The following is a 15,628-nucleotide window of genomic DNA, read 5'->3' on the forward strand; positions in this document are numbered from 1 at the left end:
ACTTACTCTGTAGTCGTTTGTTCATGTTGTTTTTGTGCTTGCTTTGCTTTTACTCGCGCGATCGCAGCGGCAACGGCAACTTTTCGAGGGTCGGTTTCCTCTTCAATGGGTTGTTCAGCGGCGGGTGTAAGCTCTTCTTGTGCGAGTTGTTCTGCTTGAGCTGCTTTTTTGGCTTTCGCTCGTGCAATGGCGGCCGCGACAGCCGCTTTACGTGGGTCAACCTCAGCGTCAGTGACCGTTTCAGCAACTGGCTCAGTTGCAGATTGCGCTTGTGCGGCTTTTTTGGCCTTCGCTCGTGCAATGGCAGCTGCGACAGCCGCTTTACGTGGGTCAACCTCAGCGTTAGTGACCGTTTCAGCGACTGGCTCAGTTGCAGGTTGCTCTTGAGCCGCTTTTTTGGCTTTCGCTCGTGCAATGGCAGCTGCGACAGCCGCTTTACGTGGGTCAACCTCAGCGTTAGTGACCGTTTCAGCAACTGGCTCAGTTGCAGATTGCGCTTGTGCGGCTTTTTTGGCCTTCGCTCGTGCAATGGCAGCTGCGACAGCTGCTTTGCGTGGGTCAACCTCTGCATCAGTGACGGTGTCAGCGACTGGCTCAGTTGCAGGTTGCTCTTGAGCCGCTTTTTTGGCCTTCGCTCGTGCAATGGCAGCTGCGACAGCCACTTTGCGCGGGTCAACCTCAGCGTCAGTGACGGTGTCAGCAACTGGCTCAGTTGCAGATTGCGCTTGTGCGGCTTTTTGGGCTTTCGCTCGTGCAATGGCAGCTGCGACAGCCGCTTTACGTGGGTCAACCTCAGCGTTAGTGACCGTTTCAGCAACTGGCTCAGTTGCAGATTGCGCTTGTGCGGCTTTTTTGGCCTTCGCTCGTGCAATGGCAGCTGCGACAGCAGTTTTGCGAGGATCATCCGTGGCCTCTATATCAGTAGGTTCTACTGGTGTATTGGCCAGTTTTTCCGCCTGTTTAGCACGTGCTTGTGCTTTACGGGCTTCGCGAGCAGCAATCACAGCACTATTGTCTGGTAATTCACCGGAAACAATCTTAATTGGTTCGGTTGTCGCACTTTGTTTGGCTTTAACCCGGGCTAAAGCTGCATTAACGGCATCTTTATCAGCGCTATCTACCTGTACAGCAGCTTTTTTATGACGTTCTTCCCGCGCTTGCTTATCACGTTCCATACGCAACTGTTTTGCTTCAAAACGCAATTTTGCTTCAGCGGCACGGCGCTCTTCTTGAGCTATTTCACGAATTTCTGCTTTTTCTTGACGATAATATTGCACTAGCGGAATATTACTTGGGCACACATAAGCACATGCACCACACTCTATGCAGTCAAATAAATTATGTTTTTGCGCTTTTTCGTGTTCATCTCCTTTACTGAACCAGTAAAGTTGCTGAGGAAGTAACCCGGCTGGGCAGGCATCGACACACAACCCACAACGAATACACGCTTCTTCTAGTGCTTTAGGTCCCATTTCTTCCATTGTGGGAACCAGTAAACAGTTACAAATTTTTACGACAGGGACATTCAGGTCGGGTAGGGTAAAGCCCATTAAAGGCCCCCCCATAATCACCATTTGTTCTGGCTCTGGGTTAAAACCTGATTGCTGTAATAGATGTTTAACCGGAGTGCCTAAACGCGCCCAAAAATTACCCGGTTTACTGATGGCTTCACCAGTAACGGTTACCACACGCTCAATCAATGGCTGGCCATCAACAACCGCGCGTTTAATGGCGACGACAGTACCGACGTTTTGCATCAACACACCAATTTGTGAAGAACGCGCACCGGATGGCACTTCTTTTCCCGTCAAAATTTTTGTCAGCTGTTTGGCACCACCTGATGGGTATTTTGTTGGTATAACTCGGATGAATATTTGTTTATCTTGCGAGGTGACAGCATCTTTTAGGGCACGGATAGCCTCGGGTTTATTGTCTTCAATACCAATTAATATTTGGTCAGGGTTCAATAAATGCTGTAAAACACGACAGCCTTCAATGACTTCCTGTGCGTGTTCTTGCATTAACCTATCATCAGCTGTGATATAAGGCTCACATTCAGCTGCATTAATGATTAATGTTTTAATCGCATCTTGACCACCGGCCAATTTTGATGCGGTTGGGAAACCTGCACCACCGAGGCCGGCTATCCCAGCTTGTTCAATTTTTTGCAGTAATTCAGCACGGGTTAGTTGAACGTAATTAGGCTCTGGGGACAAAGTACACCATGTATCATGGCCATCGGCTGCAATACGCACACACAATTCTTTTAAGCCTGAAGGGTGTGCCGTTACCATAGGTTCAATTGCAGTGATCACCCCTGAAGTTGATGCATGAACAGGTACAGTACGCCCAAGCCCTTTAGTCAATGGCTGGCCTTTTAATACGGAGTCGCCAACCTGAACAATTAGCTCTCCCTCAGGGCCCAAATGTTGTTGTAATGGGATAATCAGCTCATTGGGCACTGATGCAATACGCATCGGTGTTTGGCTAGATTGTAGCTTCATTTCAGGCGGATGGATCCCACCTTTAAAATCCCAAATATTATCTTTTTTCAACCAATTAAAGAGCTTAAGCATGAGTTTCACCTCTTGCTTTAGTGACAAGCTGTTCATTGGGTTCAACACTAATATTTTTTACTGGGATAGTGTTTAAATCCCATTTCCAATTGGCTGTAGTCGTTTTCACAGGAACAAGCTCAATACAATCTGTAGGACAAGGGGCGACGCATAAGTCGCAGCCTGTGCACAAGTCTTCAATCACAGTATGCATGGCGCGGGTTGCGCCAACAATGGCATCAACAGGGCAAGCTTGAATGCATTTAGTACAACCAATGCAGTTTTCTTCGTCGATAATAGCCACTTTACGAACGGGGTTTTGCGCGGCTTCATCGCCATCAATCGGCTGAGGGTCGACATTAAGCAACTCAGCGATTTTTAGCATGACTTGCTCGCCACCAGGGGCGCATTTGTTGATCATTTCCCCATTATTTGCAACCGCTTCGGCGTAAGGGCGACAGCCAGGATAACTGCATTGACCGCACTGGCTTTGAGGCAATATTGCTTCAACTTGTTCGACAATAGGGTCTGCTTCAACTTTAAAGCGTAATGAGGCGTAACCTAACATCAGCCCAAATATCAGGCCAAAAACGGCTAATATACCGATAGCAATCCATACAGACATCATTAGAATTTCACCAAACCACTAAAGCCCATAAACGCGAGAGACATTAAGCCAGCTGTAATTAACCCAATTGATGACCCTTTAAAAGGGGCAGGAACATTGGCAACAGCTAAACGTTCGCGAATAGCGGCAAATAAAACCATAACTAATGAAAAACCCACAGCAGCGCCAAAACCGTACACGGCAGACTGCATAAAAGTATGAGACATATTAATATTTAATAAGGCAACACCAAGAACCGCACAGTTGGTGGTAATTAAAGGCAGAAAAATACCGAGTAAACGGTAAAGCGTTGGGCTCGTTTTCCTGACCACCATTTCAGTAAACTGTACAACAACAGCAATCGCTAAAATAAAGCTTAGCGTCCGCAGATAGACAAGATCGAGAGGAATAAGGACAAGTGTGTCAATCAACCAAGAACTGATTGATGCTAATGTCATAACAAACGTCGTTGCTAAGCCCATTCCAATGGCCGGTTCGAGTTTTTTTGAGACGCCCATAAAAGGGCATAAGCCAAGGAATTTAACGAGAACGAAGTTGTTAACCAGCACTGTTCCAACAAAGAGTAATAGATAATCAGTCATGCTATTGCCTGAAATGAAAAAAGAACAAAAACTGGCCGAAGCCAGTTAAACTATCATTATGATATCAAGCAATTTATGTGATGCTTATCGATCTTGTGTGAAAGTCATTTTCACACGTTGAGAGCGTTTTAGATAAGGGACAAAGAAACCCGCGCCAATTAAAGGCCATGCTAAGACCTGCAAAGCGGTTTCATCGTCAATAGGTGAAAATGCGAAGGTTTTTATACCTAATAATAACAAAATGAGTAGCCAAATAATAAAACGGCGGGGGAAATGCTTTGAGCGGGAAAACATCAGTTGCAGTACATGAATACTGAAAATAGTCATCCCAACAGCGATGGCAAATGACAGATACCAAGCGGCAGGAATAAAACTTGTCCAATGATCAACAGTCGTGACAATCTCATAAAATTTAATGCAATACATAACAGTCATACTGCAAACAGCTAAAAAGGTTAATAACAAATAGATCGCTGGAACTAATAGCCAGCCAGTGATGCGGTTAGCGTCATAAACTGAAGTCATAATTAATCAAACCCATTTTGGCAAATTCGCTGGACAATCTACAATCCTATCATAGATTTATTTGCCATTTCATTCCTTCTGATGGTACTTTTTATCTCTACCTGAGTTTATCGTTGTATGAGGTCTAAATGTCTAAACCAATTAAAGTCGCGATCATCGGATATGGCTATGCCAGTAAAACATTTCATGCTCCCTTCCTTGGTATTTTAGAAGGGTATGATTTAACAACGATTTCTAGCAGTGACCCGAGTAAGGTTAAGGCAGATTGGCCAAATATTCATGTTGCCGCCTCTCCGGAAGCTGTTTTTGCTGATAAAGATATCGAACTAGTCGTTATTCCTACGCCTAATGATACTCACTTTCCTCTTGCTCAAGCGGCATTAGCAGCAGGGAAGCACGTCGTTGTCGATAAACCATTTACATTAGATGTCTCACAAGCAGAACAATTAAAACAACAAGCGGAGCAAGCAGGAAAATTATTGTCGGTTTATCATAACCGCCGATGGGATTCAGGTTTTTTAACAGTTAAAAAAATATTAGAAGAAGGTAATCTAGGCGATATTAAATATTATGAATCACATTTTGACCGTTATCGCCCGTTAGTTAGGCAACGTTGGCGTGAAGCTGATATTCCTGGAGCAGGTATTTGGTACGACTTAGGGCCGCACTTGTTGGATCAAGTCCTGCAGTATTTTGGTAGGCCTTTAGGGATCAACGTTGATCTTGCTATGATCCGCCCTAATGCACAGGCAGTGGATTACTTTCATGCTGTTTTGCAATATGCAGATAAGAAGGTTGTATTGCATGCAACAACATTAGCTGCTGCACCAACACCGATATATGTTATTCATGGAATGAATGGTAGCTATGTTAAATATGGTTTAGATACCCAAGAAGACTGTTTAAAAGCTGGCAAACGACCAGAAGGGGCTGATTGGGGAGTTGATACCAATATGGGTAACGTGACGTTGTCACAAGGTGATGAGCTTATAACACAATCGTGGCCAAACCAACACGGTAATTATGGTGGTTATTATCAAGGGATATATGATGCGATTCGCCATGGTAAACCAAACCCCGTCACACCGAGTGAAGCAATAGATATTATGAAGCTTATTGAAGCAGGCATACGTTCGGCAAAAGAAAAACGCATAATCGAAGCAATATTTTAACGTCATTAACGCACACTATAAGGCCAGTTAACATAACTGGCTTTTATTATGGATAATCGAATGAATTTGCTAGCTAAACTGAGAATCGACCCATTTTTACTTATCATGATTGGCGTTGTCATTCTAGCCAGCCTTTTTCCTTGTGAAGGCGATATAAAAACGGGGTTTCAATATTTAACTACTGCTGCAATTGCATTATTGTTCTTTATGCATGGGGCTAAGTTATCTCGTGAATCAATAATGGCAGGAATAGGGCATTGGCGTCTCCACCTCTTGGTTTTTGCGAGTACATTTATTGTATTTCCTATCGTAGGCTTAGGACTTGCGGTGATTGTACCTAAATGGATGTCACCTACAGTATATATGGGGTTTTTATACCTGTGTGCTTTACCTGCAACTGTACAATCAGCAATTGCTTTCACCTCGGTGGCCGGGGGAAATATTGCCGCGGCTATTTGTAGTGCATCAGCGTCAAGCATTCTTGGGGTTTTTCTTTCACCAATCTTAGTTGGTTTATTGATGGATGCTGATGGCAGCCAAGCCATGGATACGCTCAATGCAATAGGGTCTATTTTAATGCAATTGATGCTGCCATTTGTTGTGGGGCATTTATCTCGACCATTGATTGCCAATTGGATTAACCGTAATCGTAAGTTAGTGAATATGACTGACCGGTCTTCAATATTGTTAGTGGTTTATGTGGCATTTAGTGAAGCGGTTGTCGAGGGGATTTGGCAGAAAATAGACGCATTTTCACTCTTTATGATTGTGGTTGTCACTTGCGTTATTTTATTTATTATCATTGTATTCAATACATTGGCTGCACGGTTGCTAGGTTTTAGCAAAGAAGATGAGATTACTATCGTGTTTTGTGGCTCGAAAAAGAGCCTAGCTAACGGAGTCCCAATGGCGAACGTCTTGTTTCCTGCTGCGACAGTAGGGGTCATCTTATTGCCACTGATGATTTTCCATCAAATACAACTTATGGTCAGTGCTGTACTTGCACAGCGTTATGCTAAACGATTATCGACCAAATAAGCACAAATATTGAGGGGATTAGTAACAACCCCTCATGTTTTTTGCTGTTTATTTATAAGGGTACTTATTTAGTTACAACATACAATAGAGCTTTATAATTGATACATTAACAACAGTGTTTATACGTTAAGTATAAAAAAGCTAACTAGAGGGGGAAGTGATTGGTTAATGATGACGGTCTATTGGTGTGTAAAGAGATGTGAAATGTTTGAGAGAGTTATCAGGGTTATAATAAATACCCTGATAACATTTAAATTAACGGGTAGCGGCTTTATGTAAGAGCGCTTTTTTCTCACTTTCAGATAAAAATGCCATACTTAGGCCATTACGTTGCGCTTGTTCTATTTCTGCTGAAGTTAAACCTGCTTGCGGGGCTGCAACTTCATACTCATAGCGTAACTCAATACCTTGAACTGCTGGGTCATCTGTATTAATTGAAGCCAATACACCTTGTTGCAAAAAGGTTTTTAATGGGTGTTGAGCAAGGGATGGCACAGTGCTTGTTTGAATATTTGATGTTAAACAGCTTTCCATACCAATTTGATGTTTTACTAAATATTCAATTAAAGCAGGGTCTTCTATTGCCTTTACACCATGGCCAATTCGTTGTGCACCTAATACATTGATAGCATGCCAAATACTGTTCGCTCCAGCCGCTTCACCTGCATGAACAGTGATATTTAACCCTGTATCTCTAGCTTTGATAAAGTGTGACTCAAATAACTCTCCAGGGAAACCTAGTTCATCTCCAGCTAAATCTAAAGCACATAAGTGATGACGATGAGCTAATAGTCCTTGTAATTCAGTTGTACAGGCTTGTTGGCCAAAAGTACGGCTCAAAATTCCAATTAAATTAATTTTAATGTCGAATTGTTGGCACCCAGCACGCACGCCATCAATAATAGCTTCAACGACACCTTCTACAGGTAGCTGGTGTTTCATGGCCATATAGTATGGAGAGAAGCGTAGCTCTGCGTAATCGATACCAGCATTAAAAGCATCTTCGACATTTTCAAATGCCACACGGCGGCATGCTTCTAAATCTGCTAAAACAGCGACTCCCCAATCGAGTTTTGCTAAGAAACCGACTAAATCAGCTTCTTGTCCTATAATTTGGACGTGAGGGCGCAAAGCTTCAAGTTCTGTCGCTGGTAATTGAATGTGATGCTGTTCTGCTAAGGAAAGAATCGTTTCTGGGCGGATATTGCCATCAAGGTGGCGGTGTAAATCGGTTAAAGGTAAATGTGTTTTAATCACGGAATGATCCTTTATCTATTTTCTATCCTCATTTTGGCTTTTATTTTGCTAAAAGCAATTTTAAATCACGAAAAATGTGAAACATGATCAATAATTACATTTTATATGTGATTTATCTCACATTTAAGTGGGGTGTCAAATAAAAAAGCCAGCTATATGGGGTCACTTCATATTAACTGGCTTTTGTGACTAAATTGTATCGATTAGATTAATTAGTTAGCTGGCGCTGCATCTTGTGGTGCTAATTCAGGCTCAACTTCCATTTCTGGTGCTGGTTCTGCATCTGGAGCAGGTACAGTTTCATATTCTAATGCATCTTCTGGGTTAGACATCACTTTCATCTTAGTGAGGAACTCAGCTAAGGTATATTTGTCATTGTTGAATGTCAGGTCATTACCTGCAAATTTGATAGTCATAGTTAAATCATTTTCGCTATCAATCATCCAAGGTGATTTTTTCTGTTTAGCTTTTTCAGCACGTTCTTCATCTGTCATAAACATTTCTTCAAATGGAGAAGAGAACATATCTGAAGTCAGCATTTGCTGAACACCTTCAAATTCAGAAGTAACCATACCTTTCATTTCTTTCTTAGTATCAGCATTAACTGGAACACCTTGATCTAAAATCATTGCTTGAGTCATTGATTCGATGATCATTGGCTTGTTCAGTTTTAAATTGAAATCAAAAGAAGTAATGAGTTGCTTGATAGCTTCATCAACTTTGTTAGACATTGCTAACGCAGTAATTTCATCTTGGTTCCATTTATTAAATGTGATGTTTAGGTCAACTGAACTTTGGCCAGCTTCATTTTTCCAGTAGAAGGGGCTAACAGTGAATACAGGCTTGCTTTTCATTAGCTCTGGCAATGTTGTAGACATCATTTCCATCGCTAAACGCTCTGTTGCTTCAGTTGGGTCACCATTAGCTAAGCCTTGAGCTAATGCTTCATTATATTGTTCAACGAATTTACCTAATGCTTTAGCATCTAATTTTTCAATAGCAACAGTTAGTTCGCCAGAACCTAAGTTTTGCTCTAATGCCTTTAAGTCAGAGATGCTATAAGAAATATTCCCTTTCACATCTTCGCCAGTAATAGAGGTGTCGCTTGAAATTTTGAAATCTTTAAAAGAAAATTTAGTTTCAGGAATGTTGAAATCTGTATCAGCAATAACAAATGACTGGGTTCCAGTGTAGAAGCCATATTGTGATTTTGTTACATTAGAGACTAATTTTAAGCCTTTTAATGTCATAGATTCAGAGTTATCTTTTTTACCAATAACTAAATTATCAGTGACTAAAGTTGCATCAACGGCAGCAAGATCAGAAGTTGTTGATACATCAAACTTAGAACCACTGAAAGATAATGAAACGTCATCTTTCTTATACTCGACAGGGATCAGCTCTAAATTGGTATCAATACTTTTGCTATAGCCAATGACAGCAGAACCATGAATAAATGGTTTACCTTGAGTCGCTTCGAATAATTCTTTTGTCGTCGCGTTGTTAGCTAATTCAATTTGCGTCGCTGCTAATTTTGGTAATAAATTAAACTTAGCGACTTGTGATAATGGGAATGGACCGTGGTCAATATTCGTTTTGAATACAATTGAGTCTTCTGGTGATACTGAATCCGCAGAGGTGATTACGATATCTGCTTTAGATGAAAAAACACCTTTTTCATAATTTTCTACTTTAAAATTCAAACCTGACTCAGGCACATTTACAGCAAAAAAATCGTTGGTTTTGAGAATTACTCTATCAAGTTCATCTTTTACTTTAGAACCTGTATACCATGAAGCTCCAGTCCACACTGCCCCCAGAGCAACAATAACACCAACCGCGACTAATGACTTTTTCATTATAAACATCCATCCTTTCAGCACGTTATTGCCGTACTTATAAATTTATAAAAGTTTTATATAATCGTCTTCATACAATGAAGACGGTTAAATACAGAATATGACACTATTTGTTAAATACCCGGGCTAGTTTGCCACTGCCATTAATGGTTATGCTTTTCTCATAAGCAGGCAAGAAAACAGATTCACCTGAATTAATGCATATTTCATCATTACTTGAATGTAAAACTAACTGGCCTTCAATACAGAACAAAATTGAGGCACTATTGTTAGATAGCGCAACTTCCGAGTGGGTTATAGAATATATATTAAATGCAAAATCTTCTACTGGAATATTATATTTCCAGATATTTCCAGATTTTTCGGGAATACTTAATAAATCCTTTGCAAACGTAGGCTTAAAGTCAATGTTAGCAATCAGCTCTGGGATATCTATGTGCTTATTTGTTAACCCAGCACGCAGTACATTATCTGAGTTTGCCATCACCTCTAACCCAACACCTTCTAGATATGCATGTGGCGTTCTGGCATATAAAAACATCGCTTCACCAGGTTCTAATTCAACGATGTTAAGAAGAAGAGGGGTAAATAGCCCATTATCTTCAGGATATAGGCTAACCATTTGCTTTATTGAGTTCCATGGCTCGCCTTGTCGGCTGTTTAAAGCGGCTTTCAATACGCCAAGTGCTAAATCTTTTTGTTCACCTGTTAAATTAAGAATTTGTGCAAATAAACGAGATAACTTTTCTTTTGTTGGGTCTTGAACAAATAATTGGATATCAGGATGTGCAGCTGAAACAAAATCCAGTAATTGCGCGATTTCATTCAGTGGGCGAAACGCGTTCATTGCCTTAAAAGGTGTTAACGCAAAGATTAATTCAGGCTTATGGTTGTCATCTTTATAATTGCGTATTGGGGAATCTAGTGGGATGCCAGCCGAATTTTCTTTAGCAAAACCAACTTCAGCATAAGTTTTGTTTGGATGTACTTGAACAGACAACGGTTGAGCAGCACATAACACTTTAAATAAATAAGGTAAACGATGATAAGTTTGTGCGACATGCTGACCTAAGTAGGCTTCAGGATCACTTTCAATTAAGGCGTTAAGTGGAATACTTTGATTTTTTTCCGCATCGAGAACTTCGGAGCTTGCTTTTGGATGAGCACCCATCCAAAGTTCAGCCATAGGTAAGCTATCAGGGTTTGAAATCCCATATAACTTAGTCAGGGCCGTTTTACTGCCCCAGTCATAGTTTTGGACTTTGTTTATCATTTTAAGCATAGCAAAATTCTCTTTTTCATAAAAATCAACTGATTTCCTTTTCACTACAATACAATAAGCTCGACCAAGTCTCATAAATGAAATTCAATTTGTGGCATTATACTGCTCGGTTATTTGCTTACCTGCAAGCAGATGATTCTAAAATCAATTATTCTGTGTATGTACCTAAGGAGATAGTAATGGCAGCCACTCGCATTGAAAAAGACTCAATGGGACCAATTGAAGTACCTGCTGACCAATTGTGGGGCGCGCAAACGCAGCGTTCTTTAGAACATTTCCGTATATCTGTAGAAAAAATGCCTGTTGCGTTAATTCACGCACTCGCTATCACTAAAAAAGCCGCTGCTAGTGTTAATATGGATCTTGGATTATTAGCTAAAGAGCGCGGCGATGCAATCATTGCTGCTGCTGACGAAGTTTTAGCTGGTAAACATCCAACGGAATTTCCTCTAGCTATTTGGCAAACCGGTTCTGGTACGCAAAGTAACATGAACATGAACGAGGTTTTAGCTAACCGTGGTAGCGAAATTCTCGGTGGTCAACGTGGTAATGATCGTCTTATTCACCCTAATGATGATGTGAATAAAAGTCAAAGTTCAAATGATGTTTTCCCAACGGCAATGCACGTTGCTGCGGTCGTCGCAATCCGCGAACATCTTCTCCCTGAACTGAAAATTTTGCATCAAACATTAGATGCAAAAGCGAAAGAATTTAAAGATATTGTAAAAATCGGTCGTACTCACTTGCAAGATGCAACCCCGTTGACGCTAGGCCAAGAAATTTCAGGTTGGGCTGCAATGTTAGCGCATAATGAAAAACACATTGAAAATTCTGTTCCTCATGTGTGTGAATTAGCGCTAGGTGGTACAGCAGTAGGGACTGGTTTAAATACGCATCCTGAATATGCGGTACGTGTTGCGAAAAAAATCGCAGAATTAACTGGCCAACCTTTTGTTACTGCACCTAATAAATTTGAAGCATTAGCAACTTGCGATAGCCTTGTACATGCACATGGTGCTTTAAAGGGCTTAGCTGCCTCTTTAATGAAAATTGCCAATGATGTTAGGTGGTTAGCATCTGGTCCTCGCTGCGGTATTGGTGAAATATCTATCCCAGAAAATGAGCCAGGCAGTTCAATCATGCCAGGTAAAGTAAACCCGACACAGTGTGAAGCACTGACTATGTTATGTGCACAAGTTATGGGGAATGATGTTGCTGTTAACATTGGTGGGGCATCCGGTAATTTTGAGCTGAATGTATTCCGCCCAATGCTAATTGATAATTTCTTACAGTCTGTTCGCTTATTAGCTGATGGTATGCGTAGCTTTAATGAGCATTGTGCGATTGGAATTGAACCAAATCGTGAGCGTATTGAAAAATTACTTCATGAATCGCTAATGTTAGTGACAGCTTTAAATACTCATATTGGGTACGATAAAGCCGCAGAAATCGCTAAAAAAGCGCATAAAGAAGGACTGACGCTGAAAGAATCCGCATTGAAATTAAACTATTTAACAGAAGAACAGTTCAATGATTGGGTTCGTCCAGAAGATATGGTTGGCAGCATGAAATCTTAAGCTAGCTTATTAAACTGGTTTTATATAACACCCATACTGTTTTACAGATGGGTGTTTTTTTAGCGTTCTATATACAAATTTAAACGTGGTATTAATAGTTCAACTGCTTTTGCTCTGGGCCGATTACGGATTGCAATGTTATTGGCATGGTAATCGGGAAGTTCACCGACTTTAATTTCTGCCACCGTTTTTTCAAGCGCAAAAACAAATAAAGGCGTTGCACAAGCAAACTGGGTTTGTTTCTGTTGTTCTTTATCCCACACACGAGCGATTGGCTGAACTTTGACTGGCCGTTGAGTTTTTAAAACCGCATTGTAAGGTAGGGAGTCAATTAAGCGAATTTCATTTTCCAATTGTAAGCGCCAGTGCTCTTTTGGTAAATGAAGAGGGCAGCGGCCACTTTCTAAGCTTGCTTGTAAGCGGTCTAGCATTGCTTCTTTTGTGACTTTATTGATAACTTTTTTATTCGCCCAGCCAAAATTAATCGTATCGACATCAATCAATGAAGAGAGGGTTCGGTAGGTATTCAATGTTAGTAGGCCATGTAAACTATCACGGATAAATTCGAATCGATGAGGTTCGTCAACTTGTGTGACAATGGCTTTTATATGCATTTTTAACTCATTGATCTTTAAAATTAATGAATTAAAGTTACGATAAGTTTGCAAATTAGTTTGTACACATATAACCCCCGGTAAACGGATAGCGGCTTTGTTGCTGACCTCGTCTGGTTTGTTTTGTAAAAACAATAAGTTAACTAATTTTACTGTTTCACGTATCGCATCATGACCAACTAATGTTTGTACTGAGATTTGTTCTATCTCATTATTCTCTTCACCTTTAATTACTGAAGGTAACTGGAAGACATGAGCTGTAAATGGAACTTGTTTTGATTGTTCCAATAACAACAGGCTAAATTGGTTTATTTGTGATTCCAATTCATTGAACGTATTAATTAAATCTTGTTTTTTCATGGTTTAGTTACAACATTCAAATAGGTGATAAACAATAAATAACACAAACTCTCGTGTTTATCTATAAGAAAATCAGAGTCAAAAAGGGCAAGTGGGGTATTTTAACACTTGCCCCTTTCTTATATAAGCTTTCCTTTGACGTTAATTTATTTCTGCATCAATAACTTGATAAAACGCATTTTGCGTATCATCTATCGTCCAAATGGCTAAAATGACATGGTAACCTTTTTGATTTTTTGGCAATACACACTTGTGCTCAACAGTCTCTTCTGGAAACTCTACGCGTTCAAATTTACAAAATGGCGTTAGTGTAAATTGATTACGAGATAGCAAGGCGTTTGGCTGCCAGTCTGGCTTAGTTATGAAATATTCCCATTTTGTCGTTTTATGTTTTGCCGTGATGCGCCATTTAAACCTAACATCAGGTGAATTTAAGATAACCCGTTGCCATCGATTCGCAGTTTGTATGTCTAAGGGAGAAAAAGCAGCAATACCGGCGCTAGCAATTTTTCCATCAACTGGGCCATATTGAGGAAAACCTTTTTGGCCTTCAATAGATTGCGGTTCATATTGCACCGCTCCGCAGTGGGTATTTACCCCTTGCTTGCAGTAATATGAACGACTTTCAGGGGATTCGACATAGCCATGGGACCAAACAAAAGAACTACAGCATAGGAGTAATGGGGCAATTAAAAATGGTTTTATAGAGAATGGTTTCATTGGGTTTCCTCGTAATTAATAGACTTTTTTATCATCTACTAATCACGAGAAGGTATGGTAGTTTAACCTTTATTAGTTCCTAATCTACTGGTTATAACAAATTGATTTCAAACGGTAAGCAATGACTATGCCGATAAATAATATTCCAGCAATAAATAGCGCAACGCCATTCCAGCCAAAGTGTTGCCAAAATAAGCCACCAACCGTACCTGCAATACTTGACCCAGCGTAATAACTAAATAAATACAGAGAAGACGCTTGTCCACGTGCTCGTTTAGCTCTGCGTCCCACCCAGCTACTCGCTACAGAGTGCGCTGCAAAAAAGCCCGTTGTTAGTATTGTCATTCCTAGCAGCACTAACCAAACATTTGAATATAGTGTGATTAAAATACCAACTAACATCATAGTAATAGACGCTATGAGCACTCGTCCAAGTCCATACTTGTGAATTAAACTTCCCGTTTTAGTCGCACTGTAAGTCCCTGTTAAATAAATAACGGATAACAAGCCAACAGTAGACTGAGAAAAAGAGTAAGGCGCTTCAAGTAAACGATATCCAATGTAGTTATACATTGTGACAAAACCACCCATCAAAACAAAGCCTTCAATAAATAGAAAAGGTAAGCCTTTGTCTCTAAAGTGTAGATGCAAATTAACCCATAGATTCTTAGGTTTTAAAGAACTCGCACGAAAATGCTGAGAAGGGGGCAATAAGCGCCAAAAACCAATAGCCGCGATCAAAGCTAACGAACCTAAAATCACAACGGCAACACGCCATGAATAAAAATCAGCAATCACTCCCGTCACCAAACGGCCGCTCATTCCACCCAATGAATTACCACTAATATATAACCCCATGGATAACGCAACATAACTTGGATGGATCTCTTCACTCAAATAAGTCATAGCGACAGCAGCAACGCCACTTAACGATAAACCAACTAATGCCCTCGCAATTAAGATCCCTTGCCAACTCTGCATGACTGAACTGAGCAGAGTAAATAGTGCAGCACAAGCCAATGCAATAACCATCACATTTTTGCGACCTATTGCATCTGAAATTGGCCCGGTAATCAGTAAACCTAATGCCATCAAGCCAGTACTCAGTGATAATGATAAGCTTGCAGTTGCAGGGGAAATATTAAAATCCTCTGACAGCATAGGTAATATTGGCTGAACAAAATATAGCAAAGCGAATGTGGCAAAGCCCACCGTAAAAAAAGATAAGGTTACACGTAAATACAGCGCATCATCTCTTTGTATATAATGTTTTTTGGGTGTGGTATTTCCCTGCAAGGGTGTTCTTATTCCTTCATTAGGCCGCTCAGATGTGAGGCTATTTTGTGAGTGTTCCATGTTTATTCCTTGTCATACCAACACGTTTGATTTCGATCAAAGAATAGAAACTTTCTAGTTTTTTGTCTAATATATTAATTATTAATAATAATACTTTAAACATA

At 40.5% G+C, this 15,628-nt stretch carries 13 protein-coding genes; 3 read left to right on the plus strand and 10 right to left on the minus strand.

Annotated features, from left to right (window positions below; translation table 11 throughout):
• Positions 1-2: 2 nt before the first annotated feature.
• The 4 genes from rsxC to FVA72_RS10915 form a co-directional block, all read right to left on the minus strand.
• On the minus strand, positions 3-2,576 hold the full coding sequence (gene rsxC, locus FVA72_RS10900) for an electron transport complex subunit RsxC (protein WP_110591744.1): 2,574 nt from the start codon (positions 2,574-2,576) through the stop codon (positions 3-5).
• A complete protein-coding gene (gene rsxB, locus FVA72_RS10905; RefSeq protein WP_004254251.1) occupies positions 2,569-3,183 on the minus strand; it encodes an electron transport complex subunit RsxB in 615 nt (204 codons plus the stop codon). The genes rsxC and rsxB overlap by 8 nt, the downstream gene beginning before the upstream one ends.
• Positions 3,183-3,764: an electron transport complex subunit RsxA gene (gene rsxA, locus FVA72_RS10910; RefSeq protein ID WP_004254254.1), complete on the minus strand. Its 582-nt coding sequence runs from the start codon at positions 3,762-3,764 to the stop codon at positions 3,183-3,185. The genes rsxB and rsxA overlap by 1 nt, the downstream gene beginning before the upstream one ends.
• An 84-nt stretch (positions 3,765-3,848) precedes the next feature.
• On the minus strand, positions 3,849-4,289 hold the full coding sequence (locus FVA72_RS10915; RefSeq protein WP_094960548.1) for a DUF2569 domain-containing protein: 441 nt from the start codon (positions 4,287-4,289) through the stop codon (positions 3,849-3,851).
• Positions 4,290-4,417: 128 nt separating this feature from the next.
• Between FVA72_RS10915 and FVA72_RS10920 the strand changes: the two genes are divergently transcribed.
• A complete protein-coding gene (locus FVA72_RS10920; RefSeq protein WP_110591743.1) occupies positions 4,418-5,461 on the plus strand; it encodes an oxidoreductase in 1,044 nt (347 codons plus the stop codon).
• Between the two features lie 60 nt (positions 5,462-5,521).
• The gene (locus FVA72_RS10925; protein WP_094960550.1) at positions 5,522-6,499 is read left to right on the plus strand and encodes a bile acid:sodium symporter family protein; all 978 of its coding nucleotides are present in this window, start codon (positions 5,522-5,524) and stop codon (positions 6,497-6,499) included.
• Between the two features lie 255 nt (positions 6,500-6,754).
• On the opposite strand, the gene add is transcribed toward FVA72_RS10925, so the two are convergent.
• From add to manA, 3 genes are all read right to left on the minus strand, one after another.
• Positions 6,755-7,756: an adenosine deaminase gene (add, locus tag FVA72_RS10930; RefSeq protein WP_004254279.1), complete on the minus strand. Its 1,002-nt coding sequence runs from the start codon at positions 7,754-7,756 to the stop codon at positions 6,755-6,757.
• A gap of 212 nt (positions 7,757-7,968) precedes the next feature.
• Entirely contained in the window at positions 7,969-9,615 is a 1,647-nt protein-coding gene (locus FVA72_RS10935) for a YdgA family protein (RefSeq protein WP_243154696.1), read from the minus strand.
• A gap of 106 nt (positions 9,616-9,721) precedes the next feature.
• Positions 9,722-10,897 (minus strand): mannose-6-phosphate isomerase, encoded by a 1,176-nt coding sequence (gene manA, locus FVA72_RS10940; RefSeq protein WP_036957724.1) that lies wholly within the window; start codon positions 10,895-10,897, stop codon positions 9,722-9,724.
• Between the two features lie 179 nt (positions 10,898-11,076).
• Here manA and fumC point away from each other — a divergent pair, with 179 nt between their 5' ends.
• Positions 11,077-12,474 (plus strand): class II fumarate hydratase, encoded by a 1,398-nt coding sequence (gene fumC, locus FVA72_RS10945; RefSeq protein WP_036957725.1) that lies wholly within the window; start codon positions 11,077-11,079, stop codon positions 12,472-12,474.
• Positions 12,475-12,533: 59 nt separating this feature from the next.
• On the opposite strand, the gene tus is transcribed toward fumC, so the two are convergent.
• From tus to FVA72_RS10960, 3 genes are all read right to left on the minus strand, one after another.
• Positions 12,534-13,448 (minus strand): DNA replication terminus site-binding protein, encoded by a 915-nt coding sequence (tus, locus tag FVA72_RS10950; protein ID WP_110591741.1) that lies wholly within the window; start codon positions 13,446-13,448, stop codon positions 12,534-12,536.
• A gap of 141 nt (positions 13,449-13,589) precedes the next feature.
• On the minus strand, positions 13,590-14,168 hold the full coding sequence (locus FVA72_RS10955; protein WP_228677007.1) for a lytic polysaccharide monooxygenase: 579 nt from the start codon (positions 14,166-14,168) through the stop codon (positions 13,590-13,592).
• Positions 14,169-14,252: 84 nt separating this feature from the next.
• Positions 14,253-15,524, minus strand: a complete 1,272-nt coding sequence (locus FVA72_RS10960; protein ID WP_004254299.1) for an MFS transporter — start codon at positions 15,522-15,524, stop codon at positions 14,253-14,255.
• Positions 15,525-15,628: the final 104 nt, after the last annotated feature.

The sequence above is a fragment of the Providencia sp. PROV061 genome (assembly GCF_011045655.1).
Lineage (GTDB): Bacteria > Pseudomonadota > Gammaproteobacteria > Enterobacterales > Enterobacteriaceae > Providencia > Providencia hangzhouensis.

What these genes read in the sequence shown, in the direction of transcription:
- rsxC (WP_110591744.1), bottom strand. Translation starts at nt 2,576, where the DNA reads ATGCTTAAGCTCTTTAATTGGTTGAAAAAAGATAATATTTGGGATTTT.
- rsxB (WP_004254251.1), bottom strand. Translation starts at nt 3,183, where the DNA reads ATGATGTCTGTATGGATTGCTATCGGTATATTAGCCGTTTTTGGCCTG.
- rsxA (WP_004254254.1), bottom strand. Translation starts at nt 3,764, where the DNA reads ATGACTGATTATCTATTACTCTTTGTTGGAACAGTGCTGGTTAACAAC.
- FVA72_RS10915 (WP_094960548.1), bottom strand. Translation starts at nt 4,289, where the DNA reads ATGACTTCAGTTTATGACGCTAACCGCATCACTGGCTGGCTATTAGTT.
- FVA72_RS10920 (WP_110591743.1), top strand. Translation starts at nt 4,418, where the DNA reads ATGTCTAAACCAATTAAAGTCGCGATCATCGGATATGGCTATGCCAGT.
- FVA72_RS10925 (WP_094960550.1), top strand. Translation starts at nt 5,522, where the DNA reads ATGAATTTGCTAGCTAAACTGAGAATCGACCCATTTTTACTTATCATG.
- FVA72_RS10935 (WP_243154696.1), bottom strand. Translation starts at nt 9,615, where the DNA reads ATGAAAAAGTCATTAGTCGCGGTTGGTGTTATTGTTGCTCTGGGGGCA.
- manA (WP_036957724.1), bottom strand. Translation starts at nt 10,897, where the DNA reads ATGCTTAAAATGATAAACAAAGTCCAAAACTATGACTGGGGCAGTAAA.
- fumC (WP_036957725.1), top strand. Translation starts at nt 11,077, where the DNA reads ATGGCAGCCACTCGCATTGAAAAAGACTCAATGGGACCAATTGAAGTA.
- tus (WP_110591741.1), bottom strand. Translation starts at nt 13,448, where the DNA reads ATGAAAAAACAAGATTTAATTAATACGTTCAATGAATTGGAATCACAA.
- FVA72_RS10955 (WP_228677007.1), bottom strand. Translation starts at nt 14,168, where the DNA reads ATGAAACCATTCTCTATAAAACCATTTTTAATTGCCCCATTACTCCTA.
- FVA72_RS10960 (WP_004254299.1), bottom strand. Translation starts at nt 15,524, where the DNA reads ATGGAACACTCACAAAATAGCCTCACATCTGAGCGGCCTAATGAAGGA.